This window comes from Shinella zoogloeoides (assembly GCF_030733845.1).
Taxonomy (GTDB): domain Bacteria; phylum Pseudomonadota; class Alphaproteobacteria; order Rhizobiales; family Rhizobiaceae; genus Shinella; species Shinella zoogloeoides_C.
Genome location: NZ_CP132311.1, coordinates 2,987,395 through 3,004,246 on the forward strand (window position 1 = coordinate 2,987,395; position 16,852 = coordinate 3,004,246).

Sequence of the window (16,852 nt, forward strand, 5' to 3'; positions counted from 1 at the left end):
TTTCCCTTATTTCACTCAGCTGAAGACCACCTGGATGTCGGTGTATTCGGCAAGCCCTTCCTCCGCGAACTCGACGCCGAAGCCGGAGGCCTTCACGCCGCCGAAGGGCGCGTTCGGCTGGATGGCGCCGTGCTTGTTGATCCAGACGGAGCCGCAGGCGAGACGCCCCGCCACTTTCTTCGCGGTCGCGATATCCGATGACCAGACGGAGCCGCCGAGCCCGTTGGGGCTGTCGTTCGCGAGCCGGATCGCCTCCTCGATGTCGGAATAGCGGATGATCGGCAGCGCCGGGCCGAACTGCTCCTCGTCGACCAGCGCGTCGCCGTTGCGAAGCCCGGCAATGATGGTCGGCGGGAAGAACAGGCCCTCGCCCGGCTCGCCGCCGAGCAGCACCTTCCCCCGCCCCCTGGCATCGGCGACGAGACGCTCGACCTTGTCGAACTGCATGCGGTTCTGGACTGGCCCGAGAATGCTCGCCTCCTCCATGCCGTTGCCGACCGGGATGTTCCTGGCATAGGCGACGAGCGCATCGCAGACGGCGTCGTGGATATCTTCATGCACATAGAGCCGCTTCATCGCCGCGCAGGTCTGGCCGTTGTTGATGAAGGCGCCCCAGAAGAGGCCTTCGGCGATCTTCGCCGGGTCCGCATCCGGCAGCACGATGCCCGCATCGTTGCCGCCCAGTTCCAGCGTCAGCCGCTTCATCGTCTCGGCGGCGGATTGCATGACCTTCTGCCCGGTGGCGCAGGAGCCGGTGAAGACGATCTTGCGGATATCGGGATGAGCCGACATCGCGGCGCCGAGATTGAACGCCCTGTCATCGCCCGTCACCACGTTGACCACGCCCGGCGGCAGCACCTCGTTCATGATCTCGACGAGCCGCAGCGTGGAGAGCGGCGTATGGGGCGAGGGCTTGACGACGACGGTGTTGCCCGTGCGCAGCGCGGGAAGGATATGCCAGACGGCGATCATCACCGGAAAATTCCACGGCGTGATGGAGCCGACGACGCCGAGCGGCTTGCGGGCAAGCTCCACCCGACCCTGCTCGTTGTCCTGCAACACCTTGACCGGCAGCGAGAGGCCGGCCGTGTAGCCCGCCCAGGCGACGGCGCCGCCGACCTCCCAGCGCGAGCCGAGGCCGTTCAGCGGCTTGCCCTGCTCCAGCGTGATGATCTCGGCCAGCTCGCCCGCGTGCTCCTCGATCTTCGCCGTGACGGCGGCGCAGGCGGCCTGCAAGGCCTCGTCGCTTAGCATCGACCAAGAGGCGAACGCCGCCTTGGCGATGGCGACGGCCGCGTCCACCTCGGCGCCGCCCATGTTCGGCGCGCGGCCGACCTCCTCGCCCGTCGCTGGATTGAGGACGGCAAAGTCCGAGCCGACATGCGCCGGCTTGCCGCCGATGGTTGCCTTGAATTCCATCATTTCCGCCTCCTCCATGAACGCCCGGCCTCCTCCGGCAGGGATATCTGGTGGCGAAGAATAGGCCGCGGCGGGGCGTCAGACTTGGACGGCGCCGTCCCGGCTTTTGGACAAAAGCGTCAATGGCAGCGCGCGACCGCACCCGGCGTCGTGCCGTATTTCTTGCGGAACTCGCGGTAGAAATAGGAGAGGTCGTTGAAGCCGCAGTCGAAGGCGACGGCGGTGACGCCTTCGGCAAGCTGGTCCCCCTTGCGGGTGGAAAGCCGCGCATGGGCCAGCTCCAGCCGGCGGTTGAGCAGCCTGTGCCCGGGCGTCTCGCCGAGCGGCCGGAAATGCCGCTGCAACATGCGCTCCGAAACGTTGAGGCGGACGGCAAGCTCACGCGGCCCGAAGGCGGGATCGGCCCTGTGGCGGTCGATCATCGCCAGCGCGCGCGACAGCAGCGTCTCGGCCGGCGTCGCGGCACCCATGACGCGCGTCGAATGCAGGTAGGCGCCAATGAGGCAGAGGAACGCCTCGCCGAGCTGCGCCTGCGCGCCCTCCTCCAGCAGCATCTTGGCGATGACGGCGCGCATGGCGAGCCAGAGCGGATCGTCGCGCGAGATCGCAAGCCCCCCGGTGCAGAGAGTGCCGAAGCGGTGCACCATCTCCTCGCGCGGAATGTGCAGCGACACCTGGTTCGAGCGCTCGCCGCGATAGAGGAAGGTCGAAGGCTTGACGGAATCGACAAGGAACATGTCGCCGGGCAAAAGCTCCGCGACATGATCGCCCTGCTCGACGCGACATTGCCCGGCATCCTGCACCAGCAGGAAGAAGTGCTCGCCGGGATCCTGCCGGATGGAGCGGGTGTTGCGCGCGACCTCGGAGGCATCGAGCGCGACGATCGCCGTATCGAACGGCCCGACGCGGCGCGTGGCGACGTCGCCGTTGACGACGCCCGTCCGCCGCATGGGCTCCAGATCGAACGAGCCGCAGACCCGCCTGATCTCCGCTTCGAGGATTTCTACCGGCACCGGCTTGTGTCCCGGCGTCATCAGCGACTGCATCGTGCCCTCCCGGCTCCAGCAGAATGCCTGTTCTCCCAAAACTATCTCATCACAGTCCGCAGCGCTTGCCTATCGCCCTCACCCGGCGAGCGCCGAAAAACCGCCGGCTTCAGCGGCCCGGCGCAGGCCTTCGCACGGCGGCTCGGCCAGACCGTCCGCCGAAAGCCGGTCGAGCACGGCCACGACCGCGGCAAGGCCGCGCGCCTCGGCATAGTGCATCGGCCCCCCGCGCCAGCGCGGAAAGCCGTAGCCGTGGATCTTGACGAGGTCGATATCGGCAGCGCGCAGGGCCACGCGCTCCTCCAGGATTCGCGTTGCCTCGTTGACCATCGGCAGGACGATCGCGTCGGCGATCTCCGCCTCCTCCCACCGCCGCTGCGGCCGGCCCGCGGCCTCTTCCGCGATGATCGCCGCCACGGCATCCGACGGTTTCGGCGTGCGGTCGCCCGGCTGGTAGTCGTACCAGCCGCCGGCGGACTTCTGGCCGAATCGCTCGATGGCGCAGAGCCGGTCGGCAACGGGGGCGAAGGGCGTTTCGCCGCGTGCGCGGGCGGCCTTGCGCTGGAAGGCGGCGATGTCGAGCCCGCCGAGGTCCTGCGCCTCGAAAGGTCCCATCGGCAGGCCAAAGGCGCGCATGGCGGCATCGACCGACGCGGGCGTCGCACCCGACAGCACAAGCCGCTCGGCCTGCGCGCGCGTCACCTTCAGGATGCGGTTGCCGATGAAGCCGTCGCAGATGCCGGCGCGCACCGGGATCTTTCCGAGCTGGCGGGCCAGTGCAAAGCCTGCGGCCAGCACCTCCGGCGCGGTCGCGTCGGTCGGCACGATCTCCAGCAGCTTCATCACATGGGCGGGGCTGAAGAAATGCAGGCCGAGGAATCGCTCCGGGTGACGGACGCCCTCGCTGATGGCGTTAGGGTCGAGATAGGACGTGTTGGTGGCGAGCACCGCATCCGGCCGGCAAATCTCCGAAAGCCTTGCGAAGACCGCGCGCTTGACGTCGATATCCTCGAAGACCGCCTCGATCACGAGGTCCGTATCGGCAAGGAGATCATAATCGTCTGCGCCGACGACACCCGCCATGCGCTCGTCCGCAACGGCTTGCGGGATGCGGTTGCGCTTCACCGACCCGTCATAGATGGCGCGGACATTGGCAAGCCCCCGCTCGACCGCGTCCTTGTCGCGCTCGATCAGCACCACCGGGAGGCCGGCGTCGCGCAGTGCCGCAGCGATACCCGCGCCCATCGTTCCGCCACCGATGACGGCGGCGGAGCGGATGGCGCGCGGCGTGATACCGGCAAGCTCCGGCGGGCGCGGCGCGGCGCGCTCGGCGAAAAAGACGTGGCGCAGGGCCGCCGCCTGCGCCGAGCCGCGCAGCTCCAGAAACGTCTCGCGCTCGAACGCCATGGCGCTTGCGAAATCCGCTTCGCTCGCCCTGCGCACGGAGGCAAGCGCCCGGAGCGGGGCGACCTCGCGCTTCGCCTTCGCGGCCACGGCTTTTTCGGCGGTCTCCCATAAGCCGGCTTCGACTGGCGGCACGACACGCTCGGAGATCGGCTGCGGGACGGGCTTTCCGGCGATGTCGCCTGCAAAGGCGATCGCACCGGCGCGCAGGTCGCCGTCGATCAGCGCGTCGACGAGGCCGAGGCCCTCTGCCTTCCTCGCGCCGACCGGGCTGCCGCCCGTCACCAGATCGACGGCGGCGGCCGGGCCGATCAGGCGCGGCAAGCGCACCGTGCCGCCGGCACCGGGGATGATGCCGAGCCTGACTTCCGGCAGGCCGAGGCTGGCGGAGGGGACCGCGACGCGATACGCGCAGCCGAGCGCCACTTCGAGGCCGCCGCCGAGCGCGCTGCCATGGATCGCCGCGACCCAGGGTTTCCTCGCGCCTTCGATGCGTGCCACCACATCCGGCAGGTGCGGCGGCTGCGGCGGCTTGCCGAATTCGTTGACGTCAGCCCCGGCAATGAAGGTGCGGCCGGCGCAGATCAGCACGACGGCCCTGACCGCCGCATCCGCGTCGAGCTCCGCCACCGCGTCCACGAGCGCCTGGCGCAGCGCCTGCGACAGCGCGTTGACGGGCGGATTGTCGACAGTGACGACGGCGACGGTGTCTTCGCGGGCAATGGTGACGGTCATGGTGTCAAATTCCCAGGTAAGCGGCGCGGATGCGCTCGTCCGCGATCAGGTCGGCGGCGGGGCCGGACATGGTGATGCGCCCCGTCTCCATGACATAGCCGCGATCGGCGACGGAGAGCGCGCCGAAGGCGTTCTGCTCGACGAGGAGCACGGTGACGCCGAGCGCCTTCATGCTTTTCACCACGTCGAAGATCTGCGCGACGAGGATCGGGGCGAGACCCATGCTCGGCTCGTCGAGCAGCAGGCAGGACGGGCGCGCCATCAGCGCGCGGGCGATCGCCAGCATCTGCTGCTGACCGCCGGAAAGGCCGCCCGCCGCAAGGTTGCGCTTTTCCTTCAGGATCGGGAACATGGCGAAGGCGTCTTCCCTATCGCGATCCACCTTGTCGTCGGAAAAGAGATAGGCGCCGAGGCGCAGGTTCTCCTCCACCGTGAGGTTGGTGAAGATCTGCCGGCCCTCCGGCGACTGGGAGAGCCCCCGTTGCACGCGGCGATGCGCCGGCACCGTCGTCAGCACTTCCCCGCGGAAGTGGATGGAGCCCGCCGAGACCGGCTGGATGCCGGAGAGGCATTTGAGCAGCGTCGTCTTGCCCGCGCCGTTCGCGCCCACCACCGTGACGATCTCGCCCGAGGCGACATCGAGGTCGATGCCGTGCAGCACCTCGATACGGCCGTAGCGCGAGCGCAGTCCCTCAACCGTCAGCATTCTGGGCCTCCGCCGCCTGGGCACCGAGATAGGCTTCGACGACGCGCGGATCGCGCGCGATCGCCGCCGGCTCGCCCTCGGCGATTTTCTCGCCATGATCGAGCACCACGATATGGTTTGAAATGCGCATGACCATCTTCATATCGTGCTCCACCAGCAGGATCGAAACACCCTCGGCCGCGACCTTGGCGATGAGATGGTCGATCTCCTCCGTCTCGACGGCATTGCAGCCGGCGGCCGGCTCGTCGAGCAGCAGCACGCGCGGCTTCAGCGCCAGCGCGCGGGCGATTTCCAGACGCTTCAGCGCGCCGTAGGAGAGCGAGCCCGCCTCCTGCTCGGCGGCACGGCCGAGGCCAACGCGCTCCAGCAGTGTGCGGGCGCTCTCTTCAGATGCCTTGCTGCGCCGGCGCGCGGCGGGCAGCGAGAAGAGATCGGCGAAGACCGAACCGCGCTCATGCAGGTGATGGCCGGCGACGGCGTTTTCGAGCACGCTCATTGACTGGAATATCTGCAAGTTCTGGAAGGTGCGCGACAGGCCGCGTCGGGCGAGCAGGTGCGGCGGCATGCGCGTGACGTCCTCGCCATCCAGCGCGACGCGGCCGCGCGCCGGGGCATAGACGCCTGAAATCATGTTGAACAGCGTCGTCTTGCCGGCCCCGTTCGGGCCGATGACGGAGACGATCTCGCCGGGTTTTAACGAGAAGCCGACATCGTTGACGGCGCGCAGGCCGCCGAAATCGATCCCGAGACCTTCGATCTGAAGCAGGCTCATTCTCCCCTCCCCCGGATGCGGCGGCCGATGGAGGGCAGCAGGCCCTCGCGCATGAAGATCATCACGAGCATCATGACGAGGCCGAGCATGAGCTGTTCGTATTCCTGGAAGATCGTCAGCACCTGCGGCAATGTCGTCAGGATCGCCGCGCCGAGGATGGCCCCGAGCACGGACCCCGCCCCGCCGAGCACCGTCATGGTGACCATCTCGATGGAGTGCATGAAGCCGGCGACATCGGGCGTGATGAACTTGTTCTGCAGCGCCAGCAGCGAGCCCGACACCGAGGCATAGACCGCCGAGATGACGAAGGCGACGAGCTTGTAATGCGCGACGTCGACGCCGACCGTGCGGGCGGCGATCTCCGAACCGTGCAGCGCCCGGAGCGCCCGGCCTGTGGGGCTGTGGTAGAGGTTGAGCGCGAGCCACGCGCCGAGCACCAGCACGAGGCCGGAGAAGGCATACCAGAACTCGGTGTTGGAGAGGTCGATGCCGATGGCCTTGAGGACGGCGCGCAGGCCGAGTTCCGGCACCGCCATGCCGTCGGGCCCGCCGGTGAGCTGCGCCTCGTTCGACAGGACCATGGAGACGAGGATGCCGAAGCCGAGGCTGGCGACGGCGAGGTAATAGCCCTTGAGACGCAGGATCGGCCGGCCGACGAGATAGGCGATGGCTGCCGAAAGAAGTGCCCCGAGCAGGGCTGCCAGCGCCGGATGCCAGCCGAGATGGGCCGGCGCGAGCGCGCAGGCATAGGCGCCGATGCCGGCGAAACCCGCATGGCCCAGACTGATCTGGCCGGCATAGCCGATGAGGATGACGAGGCCCGTCACCGCAACCCCGTTGACGAAGATCAGCGAGCCGACGCGGAAATAGTAGGACGACGGGAAGAAGACCGGCGCGACGGCGATGACCGCGGCGAGGATGAGAAGCATGGTCGCCTTGCTGGAGAGCCGCATGGTCACACCCGATCCGTCGACTTGCGGCCGAAGAGGCCCTGCGGCATGGCGAAAAGCACGGCGAGGATGACGACGAAGGCGGCCGCATCCTTGTATTGCGAGCTGATATAGCCCGCCGTCATCGCCTCCAGCACGCCGAGCAGCAGGCCGCCGACCAGCGCGCCCTTGGGATTGCCCATGCCGCCGAGCATGGCGGCGGCAAAGCCCTTGAGGGCCAGCGCGAGGCCAACATCGTAGCTCGTCAGCGTGATCGGCGTCACCAGCACGCCGGCAAGCGCGCCGATGGCGGCGGACATGGCGAAGGAGAGCGTCATCACGTAATTGGTGTTGATGCCGACGAGCTGCGCGGCCACGCGGTTGTTCGCCGTCGCCAGCACGGCGTGGCCGATCAGCGTGCGCGTGAAGAACAGCCAGAGACAGACGAAGACGGCAAGCGCGCCGGCAATCACCCACAGGCTCTGCGGCAGGATGGTCGCGCCGCCGACGAGGATCGGCTGGTCGCCGGAAAAGGCCGGGAAGCGGTGGATCTGCTTGTCGAAGACGAGCTGCGTCGCGCCGCGGATGAAGATGGACGCGCCGATGGTGATGATGATGAGCGAGACGACCGGCGCCCCGCGCGCCGGCTCGATGGCAAGCTTGTTGAGCGCCACGCCGATGGCCGCCGTCGCGACGATGGCGATGAGCGCGGCAAGCGGCAGCGGCAGGCCCGCGGCATGGGCGAAGAAGGTGATCATGCCGCCGAGCATGACGAATTCGCCCTGGGCGAAGTTCACGACATCGGAGGCATTGTAGATGATCGTGAAGCCGAGGGCGACCAGCGCATAGACGGCGCCGACCGTGATCCCGGAGAGGAGAAATTGCAGGAGTTCGGGCATGGATGCCTCCGCGTTCCGAGCGACGGTTTCCGCCGGCCCCATCCTTCTCGGAGCGGGCCGGCGGGCTCGATTACTCGACGATCTTCCAGCCGCCCTTTTCGATCTGCAGCATGCGGAAGGCCGAGAGGTCGAGGCCGAGATGGTCCTCGGCCGTCATGGTGACGGTGCCCGTGGTCCCGACAAGACCCTTCGTTCCCTCGATCGCATCGCGGATGGCCGCGGGCTCGGCACTGCCCGCCCGCGTGATGGCATCGACGAGGATGCGCAGCGCGTCATGGGCATAGCCGCCGAAGGTCGAGACCGGCTTGCCGGTCGCCTTCTCGTAGGCTTCCTTGTAGGCGACGACGACCGCACGCTGCGGGTCGCTTTCCGGCAGCAGGCCGGCAACGAGCAGCGCCGTGCCCGGCAGGCGCACGCCTTCGGCCGCGTCCGCGCCGGCAAGCTCGATGAAGCCGTCCGAGGCGACGCCATGCGACTGGTAGAGCGGCAGGCCAACGGCAAGCTGGGCATAGTTGCGCGTGACGATCGCCGGTCCCTGGCCGAAGCCGGGGTTGAGCACGGCCTGGATGCCCTCCTTGCCCTTGATGTTGGTGAGCTGCGGCGTCATGTCGGCATCGGTCGGGCCGTAGGTCTCGTCGGCAAGGACCTCGATGCCGTATTCGCCGATGATCTCCAGGCACTGCTTCTTCATGGAGGCGCCGAACCCGTCGGAGCCGGAGATCATGCCGATCTTCGTGATGCCGGCCTTCTTCATGTCCTCAAAGATCTTCGCGCAGGCCATGCGATCGGTGTGCGGCGTCTTGAAGGTATAGGGCTGCACCGGATCGATGATCTCGATGGCGCCGGCAAGCGAGATGAACGGCACTTCGGCATCCTCGAAGACCGGGATGATGGCCATGGATGTGCCGGTGGTCGTGCCGCCGATCACGGCGACCACTTCGTCGTCCTCGACGAGGCGGGTCGCGAAGGTGCGCGCCTTGTTCGGGTCGCCGCCGTCGTCATAGATGACGAGCTCCAGCTTCTCGCCGTTGACGCCGCCGGCCGCGTTAATCTCCTCGACCAGCATCTTCAGCGTCTTGGCTTCCGGATCGCCGAGGAAGGAGGCGGGGCCGGTCTCGGAAATGGTGGCGCCGATCTTGATGCCGGCAAAAGCGGGCGCGGCAAGGCCGAGGACCAGCGCCAGGGTGCCGGCAAGCGCCGTGGTGGTGAGCGAAAATTTCATGTCGGTTTCTCCTCCCAACAAAGACAAAGGGTTAAAGCGAAAACTCCTCTCACGCCGCCGCAGGGCGGCGCCACATCGCCACGCGGAACCGGTTCGCGACGAAAGCCGCATCCGTCAGGCTGGCATTGCCCGCCGGATTGGCACCGGTGACGTGGAAATCGCTGAAGGCGGCGCTCTGGTTCACATAGATGCCGCCGGTCAGGTTGACCGAAAGATTGACGCCCGCCGTTGCAAAGCGATCGGCGGCGGCAAGGATCTGCGCCTCGTCGGTGGCGTAGAGCGCGGCGGTGATCGCGCCCTTGCGCTCGGCAAGCTCCGCGGCGCGGTCCACGCCCTCGGCGGCGTCATCGACGGTGACGACGAAGGTGATGGGGCCGAAGCGCTCCTGCCCATAAGCCTCACCATCCGACGCGTCGACGGCGAGGATCAGCGGGGTCGCCGTGCGCGCATCGTCCAGCCCTTCGACCGGCGCGGAATCGCGCACGATGCGGCCGAGCGGCCGGACGGTCGCGATGCGGGCGAGCGTCGCGGGATTGGCGATGGCCCCGCAGACGCCGGCCGCGCGGGCCGGATCGGCAAGCAGCCCGTCGACGGCGGCGGCGATGCCGGCCGCGACCTCGTCGAAGCTCTTGTGCCCCTCGTTCGTCGCGATGCCGCCGCGCGGCACGAAGATATCCTGCGGTGCCGTGCACATCTGGCCGGAATAGAGCGACAGCGAGAAGGCGATGTTGCCGCACATGCCGGCAAAGTCGTCGGTGGCGCCGATGACGATGGAATTGACGCCAGCCTCTTCCGTGTAGACGTCCGCATTGCCGGCATTTTCGCGCACCCAGCTCCCGAAGCTGTTGGAGCCGGTATAGTCGACGATGGCGATGGCCGGATGGCGGACGAGGTCCTTGGTGATCTCGGAGCCGGGCTCGTCTGTGGCAAGCAGCACTATATCGGCCGCAAAGCCTTCTTCCACCAGCACCTGCCTGATGATCTCCACGGTGATGGCGAGCGGCAGGATCGCCGCCGGATGCGGCTTGACGATGACGGTGTTGCCGGTGGCAAGGCTGGCGAAAAGCCCCGGATAGCTGTTCCAGGTCGGGAAGGTATTGCAGCCGATCACCAGCGCAACGCCGCGCGGAACGATGCGCCAGTGCTTTTCCATGACGATCGGCGCGCCCTTGCCCTGCTGCTTGGTCCAGGTCGCCTGCCGCGGCGTGCGGGTCATCTCGGCATGGGCATAGGCGACGGCCTCCAGACCGCGATCCTGCGCATGCGGGCCGCCGGCCTGGAAGGCCATGGCGAAGGCCTGGCCGGTCGTGTGCATGACGGCATTGGCCATCTCGAAGCTGCGGGCATTGAGGCGAGCGAGGATCTCAAGGCAGATGCCGACACGCACCTGCGGCTCGGCGGCCGCCCATTGCGGGGCGGCGGCACGCGAGGCGGAAACCAGCATGTCGACGGAGGCTGCGGGATAGGCGATGCCGAGAGCCGGTCCGTAAGGTGAGACTTCCGCGCCGACCGTGCGCTCGGAAGGGTGGTCGGGGAGGTCGAACGTCTTGCCGAGCCGGGCCTCGTAAGCGGCAAGCCCATCGTCCCTGGCGGTTTCGCCATAGATCTTGCCGCTCGGCACTTCCGGATAGGGCGACCAGAAATCGCGCTTTGCAGCCGCTTCCAGTGCGGCGTCCAGCGTCGGACGATGGCGCTCGAAAAGTCCGGTCATGACCTGTTCCTCCCAGTCAGTGCTTTTATAATTGACTGACCGGTCGGTTTATGCAAGAGTTTTTTTACGGTCGCCAGTGGGAGGGCGACAGGGAGGTCCAATGTCCAATTCCGACACCATTCTGTCGGCGCTTGCCGATGGCGTTCTCACCCTTACGCTGAACCGCCCCGACAAGCTCAACGCCTTCAACGAAGAGATGCATCTTGCGCTGCGCGCCGGCTTCGAGCGCGCTCATGCGGACGAGGCCGTCAGGGCGGTGCTCCTGACCGGCGCCGGCCGCGGCTTCTCGGCCGGCCAGGATCTCGGCGACCGCGATCCGAAGAAGGGCGTGCCCGACCTCGGCCATACGATCGAGACCTTCTACAACCCCTTGCTCCGCCTCATCCGGAGCCTCGAAAAGCCCGTTATCTGCGCCGTCAACGGCGTTGCCGCCGGGGCCGGCGCCAACATCGCCTTTGCCTGCGACATCACGCTCGCCGCCCGCTCGGCCCGCTTCATCCAGGCCTTCGCGAAGATCGGCCTCGTGCCCGATTCCGGCGGCACCTGGAGCCTGCCACGCCTGATCGGCGAGGCACGCGCCAAGGCGCTGGCGCTGACCGCCGAACCGCTCGGCGCCGAAACCGCCGCCGACTGGGGCCTCATCTGGCGCGCCGTCGACGACGACAGGCTGATGGAGGAGGCAACCGCGCTCGCCGCCCGCCTTGCCGCCGGCCCGACCCGCGGCCTCGGCATGACGAAGCGCGCCATCCAGGCCGCCGCCACCAATTCGCTCGATCAGCAGCTCGACCTCGAACGCGACCTGCAGCGCGAGGCCGGCCGCAGCGCCGACTATGCCGAGGGCGTTTCCGCCTTCCTCGAAAAGCGCAAGCCGGAGTTCAAGGGAAGATGAGCGCCGCCGGCCTTTCCCCGCAGGCGCTGGCCGAAGCCTGCGCCAGGGCGATGTGGGACGACGACAACGCCACGCGCCATCTCGGCATGGAGCTCGTCTCCATCGCACCCGGCGAGGCGGTCATCGCCATGACCGTCGCCGAGACCATGACGAACGGCCACGGCACCTGCCATGGCGGCTACATCTTCACGCTGGCGGACTCCGCCTTCGCCTTTGCCTGCAACACCTACAACCAGCGCACCGTCGCCCAGCACTGTTCGGTGACCTACATCGCGCCGGCCTTCAGGGGCGACCGGCTGACGGCGACGGCGCGGGAGGCGTCGCGCCGCGGACGGGGCGGCATCTACGACATCCGCATCACCAATCAGGAGGGCGAGCACGTCGCGGAATTCCGCGGCCACTCGCGAACAGTCAAGGGTACCCATCTGCCGGAATAGGCCGCTGAATGGTCCCTTGCGGGGCCAGTCGGCAAAGCCAAGGACAGGCCGGTGCCATCCAGCATTCTCGGAGGAGACATTCATGGAAGACCTTTCCCCCCGCCCCGGAGACCTCGAAGCGATCGAGACGGCCTCCCGCGACGAGATTTCCGCGCTGCAGCTAGAACGCATGACGTGGTCGCTGACCCACGCCTACGAGAATTCACCTTTCTATCGCCAGCGCTTCGACGAGGCGGGCGTCCACCCCTCCGATCTCAAAACGCTCGCCGATCTCGCCAAATTCCCCTTCACCACCAAGAAGGACCTGCGCGACACCTATCCCTTCGGCATGTTCGCCGTGCCGCGGGAAAAGCTCGCGCGCATCCACGCCTCCTCCGGCACCACCGGCAAGCCGACCGTCGTCGGCTACACGCAGAAGGACATCGACATCTGGGCGAGCGTCGTCGCCCGCTCGATCCGCGCCTCGGGCGGCCGCGCCGGCGACATCGCGCATATCGCCTACGGCTACGGCCTCTTCACCGGCGGCCTCGGCGCCCATTACGGCGCGGAAAAGCTCGGCTGTACGGTGGTGCCGATCTCCGGCGGCATGACGGAGCGCCAGGTGACGCTGATGCAGGATTTCAAGCCGCGCATCATCATGGTCACGCCCTCCTACATGCTCTCCATCCTCGACGAGTTCCGCCGCCAGGGCATCGACCCGCGCGAAAGCTCGCTCGCCGTCGGCATCTTCGGCGCCGAGCCCTGGACCAACGCCATGCGTGAGGAGATCGAGCAGGCCTTCGACATGCACGCCGTCGACATCTACGGCCTGTCGGAGGTCATGGGCCCGGGCGTCGCCAACGAATGCGTCGAGACGAAGGACGGCCTGCACATCTGGGAGGACCATTTCTACCCAGAGATCATCGACCCGGAGACGGGCGCGGTGCTGCCCGACGGCGAGATCGGCGAACTGGTCTTCACCACGCTGACCAAGGAAGGCCTGCCGATCATCCGCTACCGCACGCGGGACCTGACGCGGCTCCTGCCCGGCACCGCCCGTTCCATGCGCCGCATGGAGAAGGTCACCGGCCGCTCCGACGACATGATGATCCTGCGCGGGGTCAACGTCTTCCCGACCCAGATCGAGGAGCAGATCCTCAAATGCCGCGGCCTTGCGCCGCACTTCCAGATCGAACTGACGCGCGCCGGTCGTATGGACAACATGACCGTCCATGTCGAATGTACGCTGGAGGCGGCCGACGAGGCGTCGCGCGCTGGATCGTCGAGGGAACTCGCCCACCACATCAAGAGCATCGTGGGCGTCTCCACCAGGATCACGGTTCACGAGCCGGGCGGTGTCGCCCGCTCCGAGGGCAAGGCCAAGCGGGTGGTCGACAACCGGCCGAAAGAATGAACCGCCGGGATAGCCCGGCACCGGCTTGACTGTGTATAGGAGGGCAACCGCCCTCCTGAAGCAGGGCCGGCCGGAAACGAGCAGAGCAAGGAACACATGGCACGCACGCGCGCAGTCGATTTCGAGGAAAAACAGCGTGGCATTCTGTCGAGTGCCGCGGCGGTGTTCGCCGAAATGGGCATGGAGAAGGCCTCCATGTCGCTGATCGCCTCGCACAGCAACGTCTCGAAGGCCCTGCTCTATCACTATTATCCGAGCAAGGACGCGCTGATCTTCGACATCGTGCGCACGCATCTGACCGAACTGGAGACGGCGATCGAGGCGGCCGACCGCACCGACGTCGCGCCGCAGGAGCGGCTGCGCCTTCTCGTCAAGGCCGTCCTCAAGAACTACGAGGGGCGCGACAACGAGCACAAGGTGCAGCTCAACGGCACCAGCGCGCTCTCCGCCGAGCAGCTCGGCGAGTTGCAGGCGATAGAACGGCAGATCGTCAAGCGCTTCTCCGGCGTCATCCGCGACATCAACCCGGACCTCAACAAGGACCGTCCCCTGCTGATGCCCGTCACCATGTCGCTCTTCGGCATGATGAACTGGGTCTACATGTGGTTCCGCCCGAACGGGCCGGTCACGCGGGACGAATATGCCGACATCGCGACGACGCTGATCCTCGAAGGCGTCAAGGCCGTTACGTAAGTAACGACTAACCTTCTTCCGCCCGTTCCACATCCTTGCCCGTCGCGGCGACCGACTCCAGCCGCTCCGCGAATTCGCGCCGCAGCGTCCGGCGCAGCTCCGCCGCCTTGTAGCGGCGGATATCGACCGGATCGGTGGGACGCAGGTCCGGCACGCGCAGCGGCCGTCCGGCATCGTCGACGGCAACCATGGTGAAATAGCAGGAATTGGTGTGCCGGCGATGGCCGGAACGGATGTTCTCCGCCTCGACACGGATGCCGACCTCCATGGAGGTGCGTCCCGTATGGTTGATCGAGGCGCGGAAGGTGACGAGCTCGCCGACCTGGATCGGCTCCTTGAACATCACCTGATCGACCGACAGCGTCACCGCATAGTGCTGCGAATAGCGGGACGCGCAGGAGAAGGCCACGCGATCGAGCAGGTTGAGCAGCGCCCCGCCGTGGACCTTGCCGGAAAAATTCGCCATGTCGGGCGTCATCAGAACGGTCATTTCCAGGCGGCGCGGGTCCTGCTCCATCGGCGTCATGCGGTCACTCTCTCGTTTTGGCCACCATCGTCAGAACGTCGTATTGCGCGACGGTGGCGCCCGTCTGGTTGGTCACCTGGCAATCCCAGCGCACCTCACCATGCTCGGCATTGGCGCGCGGATTGATCTCCTTGCAGGTGAGCTGCACCTGAAGCGTATCACCGGGATTGACCGGTGTCAGGAAGCGCAGGTTGTCGACGCCGTAATTGGCAAGGACCGGGCCTGGCGCCGGATCGACGAAAAGGCCGGCGGCGAAGGACACGATCAGGTAGCCATGTGCCACGCGCCCGTCGAAGAACGGGTTCGCCTTGGCGGCCTCCTCGTCCATGTGCGCGTAGAAGGTATCGCCGGTGAAATGGGCGAAGTGCTCGATATCGTCGAGCGTCACCGTGCGCGTGGCGGTGACGAGCTGGTCGCCGACCTTGAGCTCGGCGAGCGACTTGCGGAACGGGTGCTCGCCGCCTGCCCGCGCCTCGGCGCCCGGAAGCCAGCGGCCGGTGACGGCGGACAGCATGGTCGGCGCGCCCTGCACGGCGGTGCGCTGCATGTAGTGCTTGACGCCGCGGATGCCGCCCAGTTCCTCGCCGCCGCCCGCGCGGCCGGGGCCGCCGTGCACGAGGCCCGGCAAGGGCGAGCCGTGGCCGGTGGAGGAACTGGCGCTGACGCGGTTGCCGATCATCACGCGGCCGTGGAAGGGAGCAAGGCCCAGCACGACCTCCTCGGCGAAAGCCGGATCGTTGGTGAAGACGGACGCGACCAGGCTGCCCTTGCCGCGCCGGGCAAGATCGACCGCCTCTTCCGCCGTGTCATAGGGCATGACCGTGCTGACCGGGCCGAAGGCCTCGACATCATGGATCGCGCGGGCGGAGCCCGGCTTGTCGCAATAGAGCAGCACCGGATTGAGGAAGGCGCCGGCGAGGGCATCGCCGGACGTCACGCTCGGATTGTCCGGATCGCCGGCAACGATCTCCGCGTCGGCGGAAAGGTCGCGGATGCGGGCGCGCACTTCCTCGCGCTGGTCGAGGCTGGCGAGCGGCCCCATGCGGACGGCCTCGTCGGCGGGGTTGCCGATGGCCGTCTTGCCGAGCCGGGCGCGCAGGCTCTCGATCAGCGCTTCGCCATGGGCGCGCGGCGCGATGACGCGGCGGATCGCCGTGCACTTCTGGCCGGCCTTCACCGTCATCTCGCGGGCGACTTCCTTGACGAAAAGGTCGAATTCTTCCGTGCCGGGCGCGGCATCGAGGCCGAGCACGGCGGCGTTCAGGCTGTCCGCCTCCATGGTGAAGCGTACGGAATTCTCGACGATCGCCTTGTGCGTCTTGAGACGACGGCCGGTCGTGGCCGAGCCGGTGAAAGTCACGGCATCCTGGCCCTCCACATGGTCGAGCAGGTCGCCGACGGAGCCGCAGACGAGCTGCAGGGCACCCTCCGGCAGGATGCCGGTCTCGATGATGCGGCGGACCATGAGCTCGGTGAGATAGGCCGTCTGGCTCGCCGGCTTGACGATGGCCGGAACGCCGGCGAGCAGCGTCGGCGCCAGCTTTTCCAGCATGCCCCAGCAGGGGAAGTTGAAGGCGTTGATGTGGACCGCGACGCCCTGCAGCGGGCTCAGGATATGCTGCGCGGCAAAGGTCCCGTCCTTGGAAAGCGGCTCCACCTTGCCGTCGAGCAGGACGCGGGTGTTCGGCAGCTCGCGCCGGCCCTTGGATGCGTAGGACAGCAGCGTGCCGATGCCGCCCTCGATATCGACCCAGCTGTCGGCGCGGGTGGCGCCGGTTGCGGTCGACAGGGCGTAGAACTCCTCCTTGCGTTCCATCAGCGCCTGGCCGAGCGCCTTCAGCATGGCCGCGCGTTCATGGAAGGACAGGCGGCGCAAGGCCGGCCCGCCCTTGTCGCGGCCATAGGCGAGGATCGCCTTGAAATCGATACCGGTAGAATCGATGAAGGCGACGGGCGCGCCCGTCGAGGCGTCGAGCAACGGCACGCCCTCTTTGGCCCCGGCGACCCACTGGCCGCCGACATAGCTTTCGAGCCGGCGCGGTCGGTTTGCCATGACGTTCATCTCACTATC

At 67.4% G+C, this 16,852-nt stretch carries 15 protein-coding genes; 4 read left to right on the forward strand and 11 right to left on the reverse strand.

Annotated features, from left to right (window positions below; all coding sequences use genetic code 11):
* Positions 1–15: 15 nt before the first annotated feature.
* The 9 genes from Q9316_RS15685 to paaN form a co-directional block, all read right to left on the reverse strand.
* Positions 16–1,422 (reverse strand): aldehyde dehydrogenase family protein, encoded by a 1,407-nt coding sequence (locus Q9316_RS15685; RefSeq protein ID WP_306032507.1) that lies wholly within the window; start codon positions 1,420–1,422, stop codon positions 16–18.
* A 116-nt stretch (positions 1,423–1,538) separates the two neighbouring features.
* Positions 1,539–2,465, reverse strand: a complete 927-nt coding sequence (locus Q9316_RS15690) for a helix-turn-helix domain-containing protein (protein ID WP_306032508.1) — start codon at positions 2,463–2,465, stop codon at positions 1,539–1,541.
* A gap of 78 nt (positions 2,466–2,543) precedes the next feature.
* Entirely contained in the window at positions 2,544–4,604 is a 2,061-nt protein-coding gene (locus tag Q9316_RS15695; RefSeq protein WP_306032509.1) for a 3-hydroxyacyl-CoA dehydrogenase NAD-binding domain-containing protein, read from the reverse strand.
* A gap of 4 nt (positions 4,605–4,608) precedes the next feature.
* Entirely contained in the window at positions 4,609–5,310 is a 702-nt protein-coding gene (locus Q9316_RS15700) for an ABC transporter ATP-binding protein (protein WP_306032510.1), read from the reverse strand.
* Entirely contained in the window at positions 5,297–6,082 is a 786-nt protein-coding gene (locus Q9316_RS15705; protein ID WP_306032511.1) for an ABC transporter ATP-binding protein, read from the reverse strand. Before Q9316_RS15705 ends, Q9316_RS15700 begins: the two co-directional genes overlap by 14 nt.
* On the reverse strand, positions 6,079–7,035 hold the full coding sequence (locus Q9316_RS15710) for a branched-chain amino acid ABC transporter permease (protein WP_306032512.1): 957 nt from the start codon (positions 7,033–7,035) through the stop codon (positions 6,079–6,081). The genes Q9316_RS15705 and Q9316_RS15710 overlap by 4 nt, the downstream gene beginning before the upstream one ends.
* Positions 7,036–7,037: 2 nt before the next feature.
* Entirely contained in the window at positions 7,038–7,910 is an 873-nt protein-coding gene (locus tag Q9316_RS15715; RefSeq protein ID WP_306032513.1) for a branched-chain amino acid ABC transporter permease, read from the reverse strand.
* A gap of 70 nt (positions 7,911–7,980) precedes the next feature.
* The gene (locus tag Q9316_RS15720) at positions 7,981–9,132 is read right to left on the reverse strand and encodes an ABC transporter substrate-binding protein (RefSeq protein WP_306032514.1); all 1,152 of its coding nucleotides are present in this window, start codon (positions 9,130–9,132) and stop codon (positions 7,981–7,983) included.
* Between the two features lie 49 nt (positions 9,133–9,181).
* Positions 9,182–10,843 carry a phenylacetic acid degradation protein PaaN gene (gene paaN / locus Q9316_RS15725; protein WP_306032515.1) on the reverse strand — a complete coding sequence of 554 codons (1,662 nt, stop codon included), beginning with the start codon at positions 10,841–10,843 and terminating at the stop codon, positions 9,182–9,184.
* A gap of 100 nt (positions 10,844–10,943) precedes the next feature.
* Here paaN and paaG point away from each other — a divergent pair, with 100 nt between their 5' ends.
* The 4 genes from paaG to Q9316_RS15745 all read left to right on the forward strand — a co-directional run bounded on the left by paaG (position 10,944) and on the right by Q9316_RS15745 (position 14,255).
* Complete coding sequence (paaG, locus tag Q9316_RS15730; RefSeq protein ID WP_306032516.1) at positions 10,944–11,732, forward strand: 2-(1,2-epoxy-1,2-dihydrophenyl)acetyl-CoA isomerase PaaG; 789 nt, start codon at positions 10,944–10,946, stop codon at positions 11,730–11,732.
* Positions 11,729–12,169 (forward strand): hydroxyphenylacetyl-CoA thioesterase PaaI, encoded by a 441-nt coding sequence (paaI, locus tag Q9316_RS15735; RefSeq protein ID WP_306032517.1) that lies wholly within the window; start codon positions 11,729–11,731, stop codon positions 12,167–12,169. Before paaG ends, paaI begins: the two co-directional genes overlap by 4 nt.
* An 82-nt stretch (positions 12,170–12,251) precedes the next feature.
* A complete protein-coding gene (gene paaK, locus Q9316_RS15740) occupies positions 12,252–13,562 on the forward strand; it encodes a phenylacetate--CoA ligase PaaK (RefSeq protein WP_306032518.1) in 1,311 nt (436 codons plus the stop codon).
* Between the two features lie 96 nt (positions 13,563–13,658).
* Positions 13,659–14,255 carry a TetR/AcrR family transcriptional regulator gene (locus tag Q9316_RS15745; protein ID WP_306032519.1) on the forward strand — a complete coding sequence of 199 codons (597 nt, stop codon included), beginning with the start codon at positions 13,659–13,661 and terminating at the stop codon, positions 14,253–14,255.
* Positions 14,256–14,262: 7 nt separating this feature from the next.
* On the opposite strand, the gene Q9316_RS15750 is transcribed toward Q9316_RS15745, so the two are convergent.
* The gene (locus tag Q9316_RS15750; protein ID WP_306032520.1) at positions 14,263–14,781 is read right to left on the reverse strand and encodes an acyl-CoA thioesterase; all 519 of its coding nucleotides are present in this window, start codon (positions 14,779–14,781) and stop codon (positions 14,263–14,265) included.
* 4 nt (positions 14,782–14,785) lie between these two features.
* Positions 14,786–16,843, reverse strand: a complete 2,058-nt coding sequence (gene paaZ / locus Q9316_RS15755) for a phenylacetic acid degradation bifunctional protein PaaZ (protein ID WP_306032521.1) — start codon at positions 16,841–16,843, stop codon at positions 14,786–14,788.
* Between the last annotated feature and the right edge of the window lie 9 nt (positions 16,844–16,852).